The sequence below is a fragment of the Methylomicrobium album BG8 genome (assembly GCF_000214275.2).
GTDB classification, from domain to species: Bacteria; Pseudomonadota; Gammaproteobacteria; order Methylococcales; family Methylomonadaceae; genus Methylomicrobium; species Methylomicrobium agile.
In genome coordinates this window covers 2,405,576-2,424,015 of the sequence record NZ_CM001475.1, presented here as the reverse complement: position 1 = coordinate 2,424,015, position 18,440 = coordinate 2,405,576, and the positions used below count along the sequence as shown (strand labels likewise).

Below are 18,440 nucleotides of genomic sequence, written 5' to 3'. Positions count from 1 at the left end.
TTCACAATTAATATTTCGGAATAAACATGCTGGGTAAGCTGGTCAAATTTGTTGTAGGGAGCCGAAACGACAGGCTGGTAAAAAAGAAAAGAAAATTGGTCAAAAAGATCAATGCCTTGTCTGCTGAGTTTGAAAAGCTGTCCGACGACGCCTTACGGGAGAAAACGCAGGAGTTCCGCGACCGCCTCGCCCAGGGCGAAAAACTCGACAATCTGATTCCCGAAGCTTTTGCCGCCGTCCGGGAGGCATCGTCGCGGGTCTTCGGGATGCGCCATTACGATGTGCAGTTGATCGGTGGGATGATCCTGCATGACGGTAAAATCGCCGAAATGAAGACCGGGGAAGGCAAGACGCTGATGGCGACGCTGGCGGCCTACCTGAACGCGCTGCCCGGACGCGGCGTGCACGTGGTCACCGTGAACGATTACCTGGCGCGCCGCGACGCCGAATGGATGGGGCGTCTGTACGGCTTTCTGGGCATGACCACCGGCGTGATCGTCAGCCAGATGGACTACGATGTCCGCCGCCAATCCTATGCCTGCGACATTACCTACGGCACCAACAACGAATTCGGATTCGATTATCTGCGCGACAACATGGCGTTCAGCCTGGAGGAAAAAGTCCAGCGCGAGCTTCATTTTGCGATCGTCGACGAGGTCGACTCGATCCTGATCGACGAAGCCCGGACGCCGCTGATCATTTCCGGCCCTTCCGAAGAAAGCTCCGAGATTTATATCAAGGCCAACGCAATCATTCCTTACCTGACCAAACAGGAAAAGGAACACGGTCCCGGCGATTATTCGGTCGACGAAAAAACCCGCCAGGTCCATTTGACCGAAGAGGGTCACGAGCGGGTCGAGCGTCTGATGGTCGAACATGGCCTGATGATGGAAGACAGCAGCCTTTACGATGCTTCCAACATCCGGCTGATGCATTATTTGAGCGCGTCCTTGCGCGCCCACGCCTTGTTCAAAAAGGACGTGCATTACATCGTGCAGAACAACCAGGTCATCATCGTCGACGAATTCACCGGCCGGATCATGCCGGGCCGGCGCTGGTCCGAAGGTCTGCACCAGGCGATCGAAGCGAAAGAGCATGTGCCGATTCAAAGCGAAAACCAGACCCTGGCTTCGATCACCTTCCAGAACTATTTCCGGCTTTATCACAAGCTGTCCGGGATGACCGGTACGGCCGACACCGAAGCCTTCGAATTGAACAAGATTTACGGACTCGAAGTGGTCGTGATCCCGACGCACCGGCCGATGATCCGCAAGGATCTCGGGGACGTGGTGTTTTTGACCGCCGAGGAAAAATACCAGGCCGTCGCCGAGGACATCAAACGCTGCGTCGAACGCCAGCAGCCGGTGCTGGTCGGCACCACCTCGATCGAAAATTCCGAACGGTTGTCCGCGCTGTTGAAAAAACAGGGTATTCCGCATGAAGTGTTGAATGCGAAGCAGCATGAACGCGAAGCGCACATCGTCGAACAGGCCGGTAAGCCGGGCGCGGTTACGATCGCGACGAACATGGCCGGCCGCGGTACCGACATCGTGCTCGGCGGCAGCCTGGAGGCCGAATTAAAGGCGCTCGGGCCCGATGCGACCGAAGCAGAGAAAGAGCATGTGCGCGGCGCCTGGCTCGACCGCCATAACCGGGTGGTCTCCAGCGGCGGCCTGCATGTCATCGGATCCGAACGGCACGAATCCCGCCGGATCGACAACCAGCTCCGGGGGCGTTCCGGCCGTCAGGGCGACCCGGGTTCTTCGCGTTTCTACCTGGCGCTCGAAGACGACCTGATGCGGATTTTCGCTTCCGACCGGGTGGCGGCGCTGATGGCGAAGCTCGGCATGGGCCACGGCGAAGCGATCGAGCATCCGTGGGTGACGCGTGCGATCGAGAATGCGCAGCGCAAGGTCGAAGCGCGCAACTTCGATATCCGCAAGGAAATCCTGGCCTACGACGATGTCGCGAACGATCAGCGGAAGGTGGTTTATGCGCAGCGCAACGAGCTGATGGCGGCCGAAGAAATCTCCGAAATCATCACCGCGATCCGCAAAGACGTGATCAATAACGTGATCAACCAGTATATTCCGCCGCGTTCGATGGAAGAACAATGGGATATCGAAGGACTCGAGGAGCATCTCCTGCAGGAATTTAACGTCGAGGTTCCGATTCGGAAAATGCTCGACGAAGACAAGAAGCTGCAGGAAGAATTTCTGCGTGAGCATATCGTCGAGGCGATGGAGCAGGCGCACAAGGATAAAGAAAAGAAAATTACCCCGGCGGTGATGCGGCATTTCGAAAAATCGGTGATGCTGCAGGTACTCGACAACAGCTGGAAGGAGCATTTGGCGGCAATGGACTATCTGCGCCAGGGTATTCATTTCCGCGGCTACGCACAGAAAGACCCGAAGCAGGAATACAAGCGCGAAGCGTTCGAAATGTTCACGCATCTGCTCGATCACATCAAATACGAAGTGATCACCATCCTCTGCAAGGTGCAGGTCCGGCAGGAAGAAGATGTCCAGGCGATCGATGCGCAGCGCCAGGCGCCGAAAGAAATGCATTTCGAACATGCCGAAGCGTCTGCCCTGGCAACAGAGGAACCCTCCCCTGAAGAAGCTGAAGACGAGCCGAGCCCCGCCCAACCGTTTGTTCGCTATGGCGACAAGGTGGGGCGGAATGATCCGTGCCCTTGCGGGTCCGGCAAAAAATACAAACAGTGCCACGGCAAGATAAACTGATTCAGGACTGTTTATCCTCATCCAATGAACGGCGGTTTTTCAATTCGGAAAACCGGCGTTTCAGTATCAAGCGAACGCTATAGGCGCGTGCATTTTTCTTGACCGGTATATTTTAATCTGGTAAAAGAAACTTCCACCCATTCAAAAGACTCAACCGCAACAGGAGGTATATCGACGAGGTGCCGGGGCATCTATATCTATTGAAATTACGGACTGACATGCCAAGGATCATTAAGGAGGGGTTATGTCTAACAGGACACTTGAAGTTTTTTTCAAAGGGAAATCTCATATTTCACAGGCTATCTCATTGATAGGCGCAATAGGAACTCTCTCTCTGTCGGCCGCAAGTCAAGCGGATGACGCTAAGCCTTTCAAGATTGGAGAAAATGAATGGACGAGCCAACGTGCATTCGTCGAAAACGGTTTCCGTTGCGGCACCATTCATCCCGATGCCATTGCCATGCGCAAAATCAATAACGCGACGCGTAAAAGAGCCAGGCAACGCAGGCTCAGTACCGCCAATATCGCGGAAGCGGTCGTTCCCGTTTACTTTCATGTCATTACTTCAAAAATCGGGGAAGGGGATGTGCCGGATACGGTCATTAATTCCCAGGTAACGATACTCAATGCCGCTTATGGGAGTACAGGCGCAGGATTCGGGGTGCGCTTCGATCTTGTCGAAGTGGATAGAACTACAAACAATGAATGGTATGCGATGAGACCCGGGTCTATAGCCGAAAAAGAAGCCAAAACCGCGTTACGCAAAGGCGGGGCGGATGCGCTGAACCTGTACAGTGCCAATACCGGTGGCGGTATGCTCGGGTGGTCGACTTTTCCGGCATCCTATGTATCGAATCCTAAGGATGACGGCGTGGTAATATTTTTTTCATCCCTCCCCGGCGGCAGTGCCGTGCCTTACAATTTGGGCGATACCGCAACGCATGAAGTCGGGCACTGGTTAGGCCTCTACCATACTTTTCAGGGCGGATGCAATAATAATAAGGGCGACCGTGCCGCAGATACGCCGGCGGAGCGTTCGCCTTCTTACGGCTGTCCTGTCGGACGGGATACGTGTAAAGGAAAAAGATTTCCCGGCGCAGACCCGATCAATAACTTCATGGATTATAGTGACGATATCTGCCTGGACAGTTTTACGAGCATCCAGCGCGAGCGGATGGCCGATTCCTGGATCGTTTACCGAGCAAGGCTTTAGGGCTCATTCCTTTGGCGGCAGCCAGCCGATGACAGGCGTTGCAAACCCAGGTAGCGGATCCTCCGGTTCGGTACGGGATAGCCGGACCGTTTCAAGGGGCACCAATCTGTTCGATGCCGCCTGAAAAGTCAAACCCGCAAAGCGGAACCGCCCGCCGGAAGATAAAAAAGTGCGGCAATCCGCCGAAAATTCGTCTCTTCCCAAAATTGTTAATGACCAAAACCCGATAATTTCGTAAAATTACGCGATTTCAATTTTGTAACGGGATGCGTTCGTACGGATTCATCCCGTTTTGCGCATTTAGAGGTGACGTGTTTGACTAGACCGGCTTTATTGGTTTTGGAAGAGGGGACAGTGTTTCAGGGAACGTCGATCGGCGTCGACGGCTGTTCGGTCGGCGAGGTCGTGTTCAATACCGCGATGACGGGTTATCAGGAGATTTTGAGCGACCCTTCCTATGCCCGGCAGATCGTGACGTTGACCTATCCGCATATTGGCAATACCGGCTGCAACAGCGAAGACAACGAGTCTGCGCAGGTGTTCGCGAGCGGTCTGGTGATTCGGGATTTGCCGGTTTTGGCGAGCAACTTTCGCTGCGGACAGACTTTGCGGCAATACCTGGAGGCCAATCGGGTCGTCGCGATCGCCGATATCGACACGCGCAAACTGACCCGCCTGCTGCGCGACAAAGGCGCTCAGCGCGGCGCGATCGTTGCCGGCGAGACGGCCGATGCCGAAGCCGCGAAAGCCGCGATCGAAAGTTTTCCCGGCCTGAAAGGAATGGATCTGGCGAAGGTGGTATCGGCTGCCGAAACTTACGAGTGGACCGAAAATATCTGGCAGCTCGGTAAGGGGCACACCCAGGCCGGAAATCTGGCCAAGCATGTGATTGCATATGACTTCGGCGTGAAACGCAACATTTTGCGCCTGCTCGCGAACCGCGGCTGCCGGGTGACGGTCGTACCGGCCGAGACGCCCGCCGAAACCGTGTTGGCAATGAATCCGGACGGCGTCTTCCTTTCGAACGGTCCCGGCGACCCGGAACCGTGCACCTATGCGATCGAAGCGATCCGGAAAATCCTCGAAACCCAAACGCCGGTGTTCGGCATTTGCCTCGGCCATCAATTGCTGGCTTTGGCCAGCGGCGCGAAAACCGAAAAAATGAAGTTCGGACATCACGGCGCGAACCATCCGGTTCAGGAAGTCGCGACCGGGCGTGTGATGATCAGCAGCCAGAACCACGGTTTCGCAGTCGATAAAGACAGTCTGCCCGCCAACCTGGCGCCGACCTTCTATTCGCTGTTCGACGGCAGTCTGCAGGGAATTGCGCGTACCGATTGTCCCGCGTTCAGCTTTCAGGGCCATCCCGAGGCGAGCCCCGGGCCGCACGATGTCGAACCGCTGTTCGATGCCTTCATCGAGTTAATGAATAAGTAAAATGCAGGCGCAAGGTCCAAGGCGAAAGGTTCAAAAGAGTTGCTGGACTCACCTTTTTTCCTTCGCCGTGGACCTTGCGCCTTTAGCCTAGATTCTAAATCATGCCAAAAAGAACCGACATCAAATCGATTTTATTACTCGGCGCGGGCCCGATCGTGATCGGTCAGGCCTGCGAATTCGATTATTCCGGTACCCAGGCCTGCAAGGCGCTGCGCGAGGAAGGCTACCGGGTGATCCTGGTCAATTCGAATCCGGCCACGATCATGACCGATCCGGACATGGCCGATGCGATCTACATCGAGCCGATCGACTGGCAAACGGTCGAAAAGATCATTGAAAAGGAGCGTCCCGACGCGATTCTGCCGACAATGGGCGGACAGACCGCGCTGAACTGCGCGCTGGCGCTGGATGCGAACGGCGTGCTGAAAAAATACGGCGTCGAAATGATCGGCGCGACCAAAGAGGCGATCAACAAAGCCGAAGACCGCGAACTGTTCAACCGGGCGATGCGCAAAATCGGCTTCGAAGTCGCCAGGTCGAAAACCGCGCATTCGCTCGAAGAAGCGCTGGCCGCGCAAGAAGAGGTCGGCTACCCCACCATCATCCGGCCATCGTTCACGATGGGCGGCAGCGGCGGCGGTATTGCCTATAACCGCGAGGAATTCATCGAAATCTGCGAGCGCGGCCTGGATCTGTCGCCGACCAACGAACTGTTGATCGAGGAATCGGTGCTCGGCTGGAAAGAGTACGAAATGGAAGTTGTGCGCGATTCGAAAGACAATTGCATCATCGTCTGTTCGATCGAAAACTTCGACCCGATGGGCGTGCATACCGGCGACTCGATTACGGTTGCGCCCGCACAGACGCTGACCGACAAAGAATATCAAATTCTGCGTAACGTCGCGGTATCGGTCTTGCGCGAAATCGGCGTCGACACCGGCGGTTCGAACGTGCAGGTTGCGATCAATCCGGAGAACGGCCGTTTGATCGTGATCGAAATGAATCCGCGCGTATCGCGTTCGTCCGCGCTGGCCTCGAAAGCAACCGGTTTCCCGATCGCGAAGGTCGCCGCCAAGCTTGCGGTCGGCTATACGCTCGACGAACTTCAGAACGAAATAACCGGCGGCAAAACGCCGGCCTCGTTCGAGCCGACGATCGACTATGTGGTGACCAAAGTGCCGCGCTTCACGTTCGAGAAATTTCCGCAGGCCGACGATCGTTTGACCACGCAGATGAAATCGGTCGGTGAGGTGATGGCGATCGGCCGCACCTTCCAGGAATCGCTGCAAAAAGCCTTGCGCGGACTCGAAATCGGCATCAGCGGCCTCGACGAAATCATCGACATGCAGGAAGTCGACGCGCATGAAAACATGCAGCGCGAACTGCGCCATCCGGGGCCGCACCGCCTGCGCTATGTCGCCGACGCGTTCCGGCACGGCATGTCGCTCGAAGCGGTGCACGAGGCCAGCAAGATCGACCCGTGGTTTTTGGCGCAGCTCGAAGATTTGATTGCAACCGAAAAATCGTTGTCGACCAAGACGCTCGCGACGCTGAAGGAAGGCGAATTGTTCCGGCTGAAGCGCAAAGGCTTCTCGGACCAGCGCCTGGCCAAACTGCTCGGCGCGACCGAATCCGAAGTACGTAACGTCCGCCACAAACTGGGTATTCGTCCGGTCTTCAAACGGATCGATTCGTGCGCGGCCGAGTTTTCATCCGATACCGCTTACTTGTATTCGACCTACGAGGAAGAATGCGAGGCACGCGTTTCGGACCGTGAAAAGATCATCATTCTCGGCGGCGGCCCCAACCGGATCGGGCAGGGCATCGAATTCGACTATTGCTGCGTGCATGCGGCGATGGCATTGCGCGAAGACGGTTTTGAAACGATCATGGTCAACTGCAATCCGGAAACCGTCTCGACTGATTTCGATACCTCCGACCGGCTGTATTTCGAACCGCTGACGCTCGAAGACGTGCTCGAAATCGTGCATATCGAAAAGCCGAAAGGCGTGATCGTGCAGTACGGCGGCCAGACGCCGCTGAAACTGGCGCGTGCGCTGGAAGCGGCCGGCGTGCCGATCATCGGCACTTCGCCGGATTCGATCGATCTGGCGGAAGACCGCGAACGCTTCCAGAAACTGCTCGAACGCCTCGACTTGAAGCAGCCGCCGAATGCGACCGCGCGTTCGGTCGAGCAGGCGCTGAATGCGGCGAAGGATCTGGGTTATCCGCTGGTGGTGCGGCCGTCCTACGTACTGGGCGGACGGGCGATGGAGATCGTGTTCAACGAGGAAGGCCTGCAGCGCTATATGAAAGAGGCGGTCAGCGTCTCGAACGATTCGCCGGTGTTGCTGGATCGTTTCCTCGACGATGCGGTCGAAATGGACGTCGATGCGATTTACGACGGCGAGAACGTACTGATCGGCGGCCTGATGGAACACATTGAGCAGGCCGGCATCCACTCGGGCGATTCGGCCTGCTCGCTGCCGCCTTACGAATTGTCCATGGAACTGCAGGACCGCCTGCGCGAGCAGGTGCGCGCGCTGGCCGAAGCGTTGGGCGTAGTTGGCCTAATGAATACGCAGTTCGCGATTCAAGGCAACGACATCTATGTGCTGGAAGTGAATCCACGCGCTTCGCGGACCGCCCCTTTTGTCTCGAAGGCGACCGGCTACCCGCTGGCGAAAATCGCCGCGCGCTGCATGGCAGGCAAATCGCTGGCCGAGCAGGGGGTGACCGAGGAACGCATTCCGGACTATTATTCGGTGAAAGAAGCCGTATTTCCGTTCGTAAAATTCCCCGGCGTCGATCCGCTGTTGGGGCCGGAAATGAAGTCGACCGGCGAAGTGATGGGCGTCGGCAAAACCTTCGGTGAAGCGTTCGCTAAATCGCAGCGCGCAACCGGCATCAATCTGAATCACAGCGGCAAGGTCCTGATCAGTATCCGCGATGCCGACAAGGCGAAGCTGCCCGAAGTCGCGCGCATGCTGACCGAAAAGAAATACCGGATCGTCGCGACCGGCGGCACCGCGAAGGTGCTGCAGGAGGCCGGTATTCCCTGCGAAGTGGTGTACAAAGTGAATCAGGGCCGGCCGAACACGGTCGATATGATCAAGAACGGCCAGATTCAGATGGTCATCAATACGACGGAAGGCAAAAAAGCGATCGCCGATTCGTTTACGATGCGCCGCGAAGCCTTGCAGCACCGGGTCAACTATTACACTACGATGGCCGGTGCGAAGGCGGCCTGCTATGCGCTCGGCGAACTGGATGCCGGCGATGTGAATTGTCTGCAGGATTTGCATCGCAGCGTTGCCGATTTGCAGTAGCCCTGTTCCGGCCGCAATGCGTGCCTTGCGGCCGGCCTTGGCGCGTGTGAATTCCCCAAAATGGAATATAAAAAAATGATTGGAGTTGTAAATTAAATGACTACGAAAGTACCTCTTACCGTGAAAGGCGCGGAAAAATTGCGCGCGGAACTGGAAGAACTGAAAACGGTGATTCGCCCGCGCATCATTCAGGCGATTGCGACTGCGCGCGAGCACGGGGATCTGAAGGAAAACGCCGAATACCACGCAGCGCGCGAACAGCAAAGCTTTGCGGAAGGCCGGATCAAGGAAATCGAGGCGAAACTGTCGAATGCGCAGGTTATCGACGTGACCAAGCTCGATCCGAACGGTAAGGTGGTGTTCGGCGCGACGGTCGAAATCGAGGATATTGATTCCGGCAAAACAGTGACTTACCAAATCGTCGGCGAAGACGAAGCCAATATCAAGGAAAGCCGGATTTCGATCGGTTCGCCGATTGCCCGCGCCCTGATCGGCAAGGAAACCGGCGATGTCGTGACGGTGAAGGCGCCGAGCGGCAATGTCGAATATGAAATTATTTCGGTCGAATATATCTAAATGCGGATACAGGGGTTCAAGGTGCGTGGGCCTTGAACCTTGGTTTTACCGGCGGTGATTGAAAGCCTTTTTAGGCTTCGGTTTTTTAGAAGGCACCGCTTTTTTAATCCTCTTCTCAGGATTGGGCCGGTAGAGAACGGCAATCTGCCCGATCATTTGAATCAATTCGGCTCCCGTCGCGGCGACAATCTCGTCACCGATCGTTTTGCGGTCTTCCCGTTCGGCCCGTATTCTGACTTTTAGCAACTCGTGACAATCGAGCGCAATTTCGACCTCGGCCAATACGGCAGGCGATAGCCCGGCCTGTCCGATCATGATGACCGGTTTATGACTGTGCGCCTCGGCCCGGAGCCGCTTCTTATCCGTTGAGTCCACTCGGTTTTCCTAAAGCAAAAACAGTTATTCTACACGAAATCATTCTGTCATGACCCGAACAAAAAGCAGCAACCGCTGGATGCAGGAACATTTCGACGACGAATACGTCAAAATGGCTCAGAAACTCGGTTATCGTTCGCGTGCGGTTTTTAAACTGAAGGAAATTCAGGACAAAGATCATATTTTGAAACCGGGTATGCGGATTGTCGATCTGGGAGCGGCGCCGGGCGGCTGGTCCCAGTACGCCAAACAGCTTCTCGGCAACCCGTGTCAGATTATCGCCTTAGATATACTGGCTATCGAGCCGATCGACGGCGTCGAATTCATTCAGGGCGATTTTCGCGAACAGGCGGTATTCGATCAATTGATGCAGTCGCTCGAAGGCAAGCGCGTCGATCTGGTCATGTCGGACATGGCGCCGAACATGAGCGGCAGCAAGGGCGTCGATCAGCCGCGCTCGCTCTACCTCGGCGAACTGGCGCTGGAAATGGCGCAGTCGGTGCTTGCAAAAGACGGCGCCTTCCTGGTCAAGTTGTTCCAGGGCGAGGGTTTCGAGAACTATTGCAAACAAGTGCAGCAATCGTTTTCCAAAGTGCTGATCAGAAAACCGAAAGCCTCGCGTTCTCGCAGCAATGAAGTTTATTTGCTCGCGCGGGGCTTTAAATAGAGAGAAAGGGTCCCCATTATTCCCACAACCGATAGCAGAAAATAGGACCCAAACGCTCGCGATGCTGTGCCGATGCAGGAAATATCGGCGGCCAATGTGGGACTCTGCCGTTATTCTGCTGTTATAATGATATCTAAGTTAGATTACGAGAGCCGTAAGGGCCCAGGTCGTGTAAATTGAACGAAATGTTAAAAAATGTCATTTTATGGGTGGTCATCGCGGTCGTGCTGATGTCCATTTTCAACAATTTCGGTCCGCAGACAGAGAGCGCGGATTCGACATTGTCTTACTCGCAGTTTATCGAAGCGGTCAAGTCCGGCCAGGTCAGTCAGGTGATGATCGACGACCAGGTCGTCAAAGGCAAGCTGCAAAGCGGTCAGGTCTTCAGAACCTACGCACCGAACGATCCGCACATGGTCGACGATCTATTGGCGAACGGCGTCGACATCAAGGCTACACCTCCGGAACAGCCTTCCCTGCTAATGCAGCTTCTGATTTCGTTCGGACCGATGCTGCTCCTGATTGCGGTGTGGGTATTCTTCATGCGGCAAATGCAGGGCGGCGGCGCCGGCGCGCGTGGAGCGATGAACTTCGGCAAAAGCAAGGCGCGCATGCTCGAAGAAGACCAGATCAAAGTCACCTTTGCCGATGTCGCCGGCTGCGACGAAGCGAAGGAAGAAGTCGTCGAGATGGTCGATTTCCTGAAAGACCCGGCCAAATACCAGCGTCTGGGCGGCAAGATTCCGCGCGGCGCACTGATGGTCGGGCCGCCGGGCACCGGCAAGACCTTGCTGGCGCGGGCGATCGCCGGGGAAGCGCGGGTACCGTTCTTCACGATTTCGGGTTCCGATTTCGTCGAGATGTTCGTCGGGGTTGGGGCTTCCCGGGTCCGGGACATGTTCGACCAGGCGAAAAAGCATGCACCCTGCATCATCTTCATCGATGAAATCGATGCGGTCGGGCGCCAGCGCGGCGCGGGTCTCGGCGGCGGCAATGACGAACGCGAACAGACTCTGAACCAGTTGCTCGTGGAAATGGACGGTTTCGAAGGCAACGAAGGCATCATCGTGATCGCGGCGACCAACCGCCCCGATGTGCTCGACAAGGCCTTGCTGCGCCCCGGCCGCTTCGACCGCCAAATCACGGTCGGCCTGCCGGACGTCAGAGGCCGCGAGCAAATCCTGAAAGTGCACCTGAAAAAGGTGCCGACCGACACCGATGTCGAAATCAAATATATCGCTCAGGGCACGCCGGGGTTTTCGGGCGCCGATCTGGCCAACCTGATCAACGAAGCGGCCTTGTTTGCGGCACGCTCGAACAAGCGTCTGGTCAGCATGCTCGATCTCGAAAAAGCCAAGGACAAGCTGATCATGGGGGCGGAACGGCGTTCGATGGTGATGAACGACAAGGAAAAGAAAATGACCGCTTACCACGAAGCGGGCCATGCGATCGTCGGCCGGCTCGTGCCCGAGCATGATCCTGTGTACAAGGTCAGCATCATGCCGCGCGGCCGCGCGCTCGGCGTTACCATGTTCCTGCCCGAGAGAGACCAGTACAGCGCCAGCAAACAAAAGCTGGACAGCATGATTTCGAGCCTGTACGGCGGCCGGATCGCCGAAGAAATGATTTTCGGCTGGGAACAGGTCAGCACCGGTGCCTCCAACGATATCGAACGGGCGACCGAACTGGCGAGAAACATGGTCACCAAATGGGGCTTGTCGCAGCGTTTGGGGCCTTTGGCTTACAGCGAGGAAGAGGGCGAGATTTTCCTGGGCCGTTCGGTCACCCAACACAAGACGGTCGCCGAGGAAACTTCGCATACGATCGATGAAGAGATTCGTTCGATCATCGACCGCAACTACGAGCGAGCCGAAAAAATACTGAAGGAAAACATCGACATCCTGCATGCAATGGCCGAAGCGCTGATCAAATACGAGACGATCGATAAGACCCAGATCAATGACCTGATGACACGGCAGCCGGTCAGGGAACCACAGGGTTGGGACGATTCCACGCCACCTTCGTTCACGTCGGTCGGCGATGCGAATCCGAAGGACGACAAACTCGGTTCCTTGGGCGAAGCCGCCAAGCAAAATTAGGTCTTGCCTATCCGCGCTATCATTCGACAAATCAGGGGGAGGCTCCACAGGGCTGGCGCCTCCCCCTTTTTTTGCGCAAACCGGAACCGAATGGATTTTTTAATGGCAAACGCAACCCGTTCGTTAATCTCGAACGATTCTCATGAAGAAATGTAGAACATGGCAAAGAAATATTTTGGCACCGACGGGATTCGAGGCACGGTCGGTAATTATCCGATTACACCGGATTTTTTTCTGAAGTTGGGATGGGCGGCCGGCAAGGTATTCGCGAACGAAGGTTCCGGTTTCGTACTGGTCGGTAAGGATACGCGCATTTCCGGTTATATGTTCGAATCGGCGATCGAATCGGGGTTGACGGCGGCCGGGGTAGGTACCCGCTTGTTAGGACCGATGCCGACACCGGGTATTGCCTATCTGACGCGCACCTTGCGCGCCAAAGCCGGGATCGTGATCAGCGCGTCGCACAATCCGTATTACGACAACGGCGTAAAGTTCTTTTCCGTGAACGGGACCAAACTGCCGGACGAAATCGAAGAGCAGATCGAGCATTATCTGGATTCGCCGATGACTACGGTCGATTCGTCGAGCCTCGGCAAGGCGAAACGCCAGGTCGATGCCGCCGGCCGCTATATCGAATTTTGTAAGGCCAGCGTGCCGCCCCGGCTGGATTTTAAAGGCCTGAAAATCGTGATCGACTGCGCGCACGGGGCGACTTATCATGTCGCACCGCATGTCTTCCGCGAAGTCGGCGCCGAAGTCGCCGTCATCGGCGGTGAACCCAACGGATTGAATATCAATGACCAATGCGGGGCGACGCAGCCTGAAAAACTCGCGCAAACCGTATTGGCGCAGCAGGCCGATTTGGGAATCGCCTTGGACGGCGACGGCGACCGGCTGATTATGGTCGACCATAAAGGCGAAATCGTCGACGGAGACGAACTGATTTACATTATCGCCAAATCCCGTCTGCAGGAAGGATTGCTCTATGGACCGGTCGTCGGCACACTGATGACCAATCTAGGCATGGAAATCGGCCTGAAGCATCTCGGCGTCAAGCTGTTGCGAGCCAATGTCGGCGACCGCTATGTGATGGAAATGCTGACAGAAAACGAAGGCATCCTGGGCGGCGAAGGCTCCGGCCATATCATCTGCCTGGACCGGACCACGACCGGCGACGGCATCATATCCGCCTTGCAGGTGCTGGCCGAAATGCACGGCAGCGGACAGACGCTCTACGAGCTGAAATCCGGCATGCAGAAGTTTCCGCAGGTTCTGATCAATGTAAAAATCGAGAAAAAGCTCGATCCGGCGCACAGCGAGCCGATTCAAAAAGCGGTCAAGGCCGTCGAGCAGAAACTCGGCGACGAGGGCAGGGTGTTGCTGAGAGCTTCGGGGACCGAGCCACTGATCCGGGTGATGGTCGAAGGCCGTTATGAGGATAAGGTCAACGCCTACGCTCATGAACTGGCGGACGCGGTCAGAAATTCTCTTCGGGCTTGAAAAATGATCGGGTTTCCTTTATCATGCGCGATTTAGTTCTTTGAGAGGGAAAACAATGCGTCGGTCTCTGGTTGTTGGCAATTGGAAAATGAATGGCACGCTCGCCAGCGCAAAATCGCTCGTGGAAGGCATCCTGGCCGGCATTGGCAACATCGATGGCGATATCGCGGTTTGTGCGCCTTACGTTCAGATTCCGGCCGTCAGTGAACTTGTCAAAGAAACTAGCTTGGCGTTGGGCTCCCAAAATGTTGCCGATAAGACTTCCGGCGCCTACACCGGCGAAGTGTCCGCCGCGATGCTGGCCGAATTCGGCTGCAAATACGCGATCGTCGGCCATTCCGAAAGGCGCAGCGACTACGGCGATACCAACGAATCGGTCGCGGCGCGGTTCATCCAGGCGCAAACCCAAAACATCGTGCCGATTTTGTGCGTCGGAGAAACGCTGGAACAACGCGAGCGGAACGAAACTTTCGGCGTTATTGACGAACAGCTCGATGCGGTAATCAAAGCCGCCGGCATTGAAGCTTTCCGTAGCGCGGTCATCGCTTACGAGCCCGTTTGGGCTATCGGCACCGGCAAAACGGCGACCGATGATCAGGCGCAGGAAGTCCATGCCTATATCCGTAACTATTTCGCTAAGCAAAATCAGGACATTGCAGCAAAATTACAAATTTTGTACGGTGGAAGCTGCAAACCGGATAATGCCAAAGGCCTCTTCTCGATGCCCGACATCGATGGCGGATTGATCGGTGGGGCCTCTCTGGATGCCGATTCTTTCCTGAAGATTTATCACTCGATTTAAGAAGTTTAGACTTTCTATGTATCAGGCTATTATAATAATTCATGTCTTGCTAGGCTTGAGCATCATTGGCTTGGTGCTGATGCAGCAAGGTAAGGGCGCCGATGCGGGTGCGGCATTCGGAACCGGCGCCTCGGGTTCGGTTTTTGGCGCGCAAGGCGCTGCCTCGTTCCTGTCCAGAACGACCGCTATTCTGGCTACGCTGTTTTTTACGACCAGCCTCGGTCTTGCCGTATTCAACGGTCACCGCGGCGGCACGACTGATATCATGAGCGAGATCGTCAGCGACAAAGAAAACCAGACCTTGCCGGGTGTCGGAGGTACAAAAGTCGATACCGAAGTGCCTGCCGAGCCTAAACCGGCAGCCGATACAGTAGTGCCGGCAGCGGAAACACCTGCTGCTGACACGGCTCCCAAAGAAGCGGCACCCGTCGCCGAACCGAAAAAAGAAGAGCCTAAAAAAGAAACTGCTAAAAAGAAATAGGCTATTTTTAAAATAGTAAATATTTGCCGATGTGGTGAAATTGGTAGACACGCCATCTTGAGGGGGTGGTGACGCAAGTCGTGTCGGTTCAAATCCGACCATCGGCACCAAATTGCAGACTCAAACAGTCTCACAAACCCGCAAGTTGCAAGGCTTAGCGGGTTTTTTATTGTCTTGTGTTTGCCTCATGGAGTCTCACCGAATACCGACAAGTTTTTGGCATATTTGTGGGTATTCTGGCTCGCTTGCGAGAGGATACGCACAAACCGCCCAGAATCGAGAGAAGCTCTTGCCGGGTGGATTCGCCGCAAGGCAATCCGCCATTGCTTTGAAGCCTGCTGGCGTTTTGCTATCGCGAAAACGCCCTAAAGCTCTCAGGTAGGGTACGCTGTGCGTACCGTTTGTCGCAAAAAATGGTACGTACAGCGTACCCTACAAAGCAATGTATAAACACCTTCCGCCGGGCGGGATGAATATCCCGTCGGCGTTTCGAAGAACGACGCTAGCGTCAAGTAAATACCGCCTCATACTGAATGCCGCCGGCATCCTTTCCGACCGGCACCAGGAAGATGTCCATGCTTCCTAGTTGCGGCTGCTGAACCCGATAGATGCGCTGCACCAGCACCGGCTGGCCGGGCCCTTGAAACAGTAAGGAATAAGCCTCGCGCCGACCGTTCAAACTCCGTCCGAATCCGGACACCGAAACCAGCTTCATATCGACGGCGTTCCGATCGTCGATTTGAACCTGAAAATCTTCATTGAGACAGGCTTCCCAATTTTCTTTTGTCAAAGCTTCCAACATGCGAATTACACTCTTCAAAATCTACACTACATAAAAAACCGCTGATTCGGGCTTTCAAGAAGCATCCGCAGGGCGTTCCATCAAAAGATAAACACCGTGCTCGCCGATTTGCTTGAAACCCAAACGGCGATACAGAGAAAGGGCCGGATTAAAGCCTTCCACGTGAATGCGTACGGGTTTGCCGGCAGCGGCGGCTTCTTCGAGAACGTCAGTCAAAAGCTGCGTGCCGACGCCCGCATTACGGTATGCCGGCAGTAACGCGATATCCACGATACGGATTTCTTCCGGCCAGCGTGCGAGATACAGGCGCCCGATGGGCTGTCCATCGAGAAGCAGGACTAAAAAATCGGTATCGCGATAGTTTTCCTGATAATACCGATGCTGCGCGGCAAACTGCATTTCCAGAAACGCGGCCTTTTGCCGTTCGTCCCAATCCACCAGCGCCATTTCGTCCGCGCGCGTGCTGGCGTAGACGGCGCTGAGAAAATCGCGGTCGGTGGTTTCGATCGGTCGAAAAGTAAGGTTCATTCCGGTGTTAATCCTTGAATTTTCATGTGACGACGGTTTTGGGATAGGGCCGAAGCGCCGCAGGATGCGCCTCCTGTGTCGGCGCATCCTGCGGTCCTTATGGTTTTGAATTCTATCCGATTACGCCCTCGGCGGAAACACGCCTTGCAACGCGATGCAGAAATAGAATGTCAGATACGGTTGCATATTGTTGTGCGGTTGATCGCCGCCAGCCGGAGTTAGGAGATTGTCACTAAGCTGACTTAGTGCACCGGGCGCCGCATACTGTCCAATGGCGATTCCTGTCGCCAGCAACTGACCGGCAGGCGTTCGCTCAATACCATCGGCTTGTGATACGTCTATGTTGTGAGAATGGGAGGGTATCTCCGACTCAAGCAAGGTAACAGTCTCTGAGCCCCCTGTTTCGCCGAGGTCGTGAAGCGAGAGACCTGGACCCTGACCAGGATGCATCGGCACTCGGCCTTGCAGGTCGGGCAAAGCGAAATTGCTTTTACCGTTGCCGCCATAGGTTGTTCCCAGTAAAGAAAATAGTGCCGTGTTTTGGGACAGCGGCAGCAATTGTCCATCACACCACGCCCAGCCTTTGGGGGCAAAGTTAAACGGAAAGATTCGGATTTCGGCAACAAAAGGATCTGCCATAGGGGTAACTCCTAAGTGGGTGATGGGAAAATCCCGAATAAAGAAATAATGAAATTAACGCAAAGGTAGGGCTGGAAATTGGTATGTGGCTGACTGCCGCCTACAGCACTGATTGAAGAGGGATGCAGCGTCGTTCTCGGTGCGTCGCTCCCATAGGGAAACACGGTTGCCCCGGTGCTGGCTGCGGGAACGTTGCCCTGCGCGGTGAAAACGGTCGCCGTATTTGCTGTCGCCAGCATTGCATGACTATGCGCCGGAACTTGCTGAGCCGCCAGCGTGATTTCTTCGGCGCCACCCGTTTCCGCCAAAATGAAGCCGTTTCCTTGGTGAACCGGAATCCGGCCGCGAAGGTCGGGCAAGGTAAAGGTTTCTTGACCGTCGCCGCCATAGGTTGTACCAATCAATTGAAAAAGCGTCTCGTTCTCCGAGATCGGCAGTAACTGCCCTTCGCAGAACATCCAGCCCGCGGGAGCGAAATTACCCGCGAATATTCGAATCTCACCGACATACGGTTGTGCCATCTTTAAGTCTCCTCTAGTTTAGGTGGGGCTAGGAAAGATGCCCTGAAGGGCGATACAAAACGACAGCGTCAGAAAAGGCTGCATGTTGAGATGGGCCTGGCTGCCCCCGTGGCTCACGATCGCGTTCGCCGCCATCGCATTCAAACTGGCCGCGCTGCCGTAGAGAGCGGAAGCGCTCGAATTTGCCAGCATCACGCTCGAAGAGGGCGTATTCGTCGTGGCGGTCACGTTCGTGGCTCGTCCGACGTGTGTATGCGTCGGTATCTCTCCGATGGAAAGTGTGTGCGCCTGTTCGCCTCCCCGTTCGCCCAACGTGTGGCTGTAGCCGACATGAATCGGGATTCTCCCGCGCAAGTCGGGAAGGGCAAAATTGACGCGTCCATCCCCGCCAAATGTCGTCCCCAGCAAGGAGAACAGCGTCTGGTTTTGATTGATAGGCAACAATTGCCCGTTACATAGAGCCCAGCCTTTCGGCGCGAAGACGAAGCTCATGATTCTGATCTCGCTTAAAAATGGTTCTGCCATCTGTCTCTCCTCATCGTGTTAAAAAATTGTTGTCTACCCGCGGCCTCGCCGATCCAAACCCCATCGGTGTACGGCAGCGTCGTAGGATGCGGTGACGATAGGAACCGCATCAATCGCGAACGATGCGGTTCGTTCCTCACCGCATCCTACGGCCCTATGTTTCCACCGCTGTGGGAGCGACGCCTTCGTCGCGATGCTCGAT

The 18,440-nt window shown here is 55.6% G+C and carries 16 protein-coding genes and 1 tRNA gene; 11 read left to right on the top strand and 6 right to left on the bottom strand.

What is annotated here, in order from left to right:
• Positions 1 to 26 precede the first annotated feature (26 nt).
• From secA to greA, 5 genes are all read left to right on the top strand, one after another.
• Entirely contained in the window at positions 27 to 2,744 is a 2,718-nt protein-coding gene (gene secA / locus METAL_RS10440) for a preprotein translocase subunit SecA (RefSeq protein WP_005372139.1), read from the top strand.
• Between the two features lie 244 nt (positions 2,745 to 2,988).
• On the top strand, positions 2,989 to 3,957 hold the full coding sequence (locus METAL_RS10435) for a zinc metalloprotease (RefSeq protein ID WP_005372137.1): 969 nt from the start codon (positions 2,989 to 2,991) through the stop codon (positions 3,955 to 3,957).
• A gap of 315 nt (positions 3,958 to 4,272) precedes the next feature.
• On the top strand, positions 4,273 to 5,394 hold the full coding sequence (gene carA, locus METAL_RS10425; protein ID WP_005372135.1) for a glutamine-hydrolyzing carbamoyl-phosphate synthase small subunit: 1,122 nt from the start codon (positions 4,273 to 4,275) through the stop codon (positions 5,392 to 5,394).
• 101 nt (positions 5,395 to 5,495) lie between these two features.
• Complete coding sequence (gene carB / locus METAL_RS10420; protein WP_005372134.1) at positions 5,496 to 8,723, top strand: carbamoyl-phosphate synthase large subunit; 3,228 nt, start codon at positions 5,496 to 5,498, stop codon at positions 8,721 to 8,723.
• A gap of 96 nt (positions 8,724 to 8,819) precedes the next feature.
• Positions 8,820 to 9,299, top strand: coding sequence for a transcription elongation factor GreA (greA, locus tag METAL_RS10415; protein WP_005372133.1), 480 nt, complete (start codon positions 8,820 to 8,822; stop codon positions 9,297 to 9,299).
• A 45-nt stretch (positions 9,300 to 9,344) separates the two neighbouring features.
• On the opposite strand, the gene yhbY is transcribed toward greA, so the two are convergent.
• A complete protein-coding gene (yhbY, locus tag METAL_RS10410; RefSeq protein WP_005372132.1) occupies positions 9,345 to 9,674 on the bottom strand; it encodes a ribosome assembly RNA-binding protein YhbY in 330 nt (109 codons plus the stop codon).
• A gap of 49 nt (positions 9,675 to 9,723) precedes the next feature.
• Between yhbY and rlmE the strand changes: the two genes are divergently transcribed.
• The 6 genes from rlmE to METAL_RS10380 all read left to right on the top strand — a co-directional run bounded on the left by rlmE (position 9,724) and on the right by METAL_RS10380 (position 15,333).
• Entirely contained in the window at positions 9,724 to 10,341 is a 618-nt protein-coding gene (gene rlmE / locus METAL_RS10405; RefSeq protein ID WP_005372131.1) for a 23S rRNA (uridine(2552)-2'-O)-methyltransferase RlmE, read from the top strand.
• A gap of 185 nt (positions 10,342 to 10,526) precedes the next feature.
• Positions 10,527 to 12,440, top strand: coding sequence for an ATP-dependent zinc metalloprotease FtsH (ftsH, locus tag METAL_RS10400; RefSeq protein WP_005372130.1), 1,914 nt, complete (start codon positions 10,527 to 10,529; stop codon positions 12,438 to 12,440).
• 159 nt (positions 12,441 to 12,599) lie between these two features.
• Entirely contained in the window at positions 12,600 to 13,940 is a 1,341-nt protein-coding gene (glmM, locus tag METAL_RS10395) for a phosphoglucosamine mutase (RefSeq protein ID WP_005372128.1), read from the top strand.
• A 55-nt stretch (positions 13,941 to 13,995) separates the two neighbouring features.
• Complete coding sequence (gene tpiA / locus METAL_RS10390; RefSeq protein ID WP_005372127.1) at positions 13,996 to 14,742, top strand: triose-phosphate isomerase; 747 nt, start codon at positions 13,996 to 13,998, stop codon at positions 14,740 to 14,742.
• Between the two features lie 79 nt (positions 14,743 to 14,821).
• Positions 14,822 to 15,223 carry a preprotein translocase subunit SecG gene (gene secG / locus METAL_RS10385; RefSeq protein WP_281023992.1) on the top strand — a complete coding sequence of 134 codons (402 nt, stop codon included), beginning with the start codon at positions 14,822 to 14,824 and terminating at the stop codon, positions 15,221 to 15,223.
• A gap of 25 nt (positions 15,224 to 15,248) precedes the next feature.
• A tRNA-Leu gene (locus METAL_RS10380) sits at positions 15,249 to 15,333 on the top strand.
• Positions 15,334 to 15,731: 398 nt separating this feature from the next.
• On the opposite strand, the gene METAL_RS10375 is transcribed toward METAL_RS10380, so the two are convergent.
• The 5 genes from METAL_RS10375 to METAL_RS10355 form a co-directional block, all read right to left on the bottom strand.
• Positions 15,732 to 16,025: a DUF6916 family protein gene (locus METAL_RS10375; RefSeq protein ID WP_005372125.1), complete on the bottom strand. Its 294-nt coding sequence runs from the start codon at positions 16,023 to 16,025 to the stop codon at positions 15,732 to 15,734.
• Between the two features lie 54 nt (positions 16,026 to 16,079).
• On the bottom strand, positions 16,080 to 16,553 hold the full coding sequence (locus tag METAL_RS10370) for a GNAT family N-acetyltransferase (protein WP_005372124.1): 474 nt from the start codon (positions 16,551 to 16,553) through the stop codon (positions 16,080 to 16,082).
• 120 nt (positions 16,554 to 16,673) lie between these two features.
• On the bottom strand, positions 16,674 to 17,192 hold the full coding sequence (locus tag METAL_RS10365) for a phage tail protein (protein WP_005372123.1): 519 nt from the start codon (positions 17,190 to 17,192) through the stop codon (positions 16,674 to 16,676).
• Positions 17,193 to 17,203: 11 nt separating this feature from the next.
• Positions 17,204 to 17,713, bottom strand: coding sequence for a phage tail protein (locus METAL_RS10360; RefSeq protein ID WP_005372122.1), 510 nt, complete (start codon positions 17,711 to 17,713; stop codon positions 17,204 to 17,206).
• An 18-nt stretch (positions 17,714 to 17,731) separates the two neighbouring features.
• Positions 17,732 to 18,238 (bottom strand): phage tail protein, encoded by a 507-nt coding sequence (locus tag METAL_RS10355; RefSeq protein ID WP_005372119.1) that lies wholly within the window; start codon positions 18,236 to 18,238, stop codon positions 17,732 to 17,734.
• Positions 18,239 to 18,440: the final 202 nt, after the last annotated feature.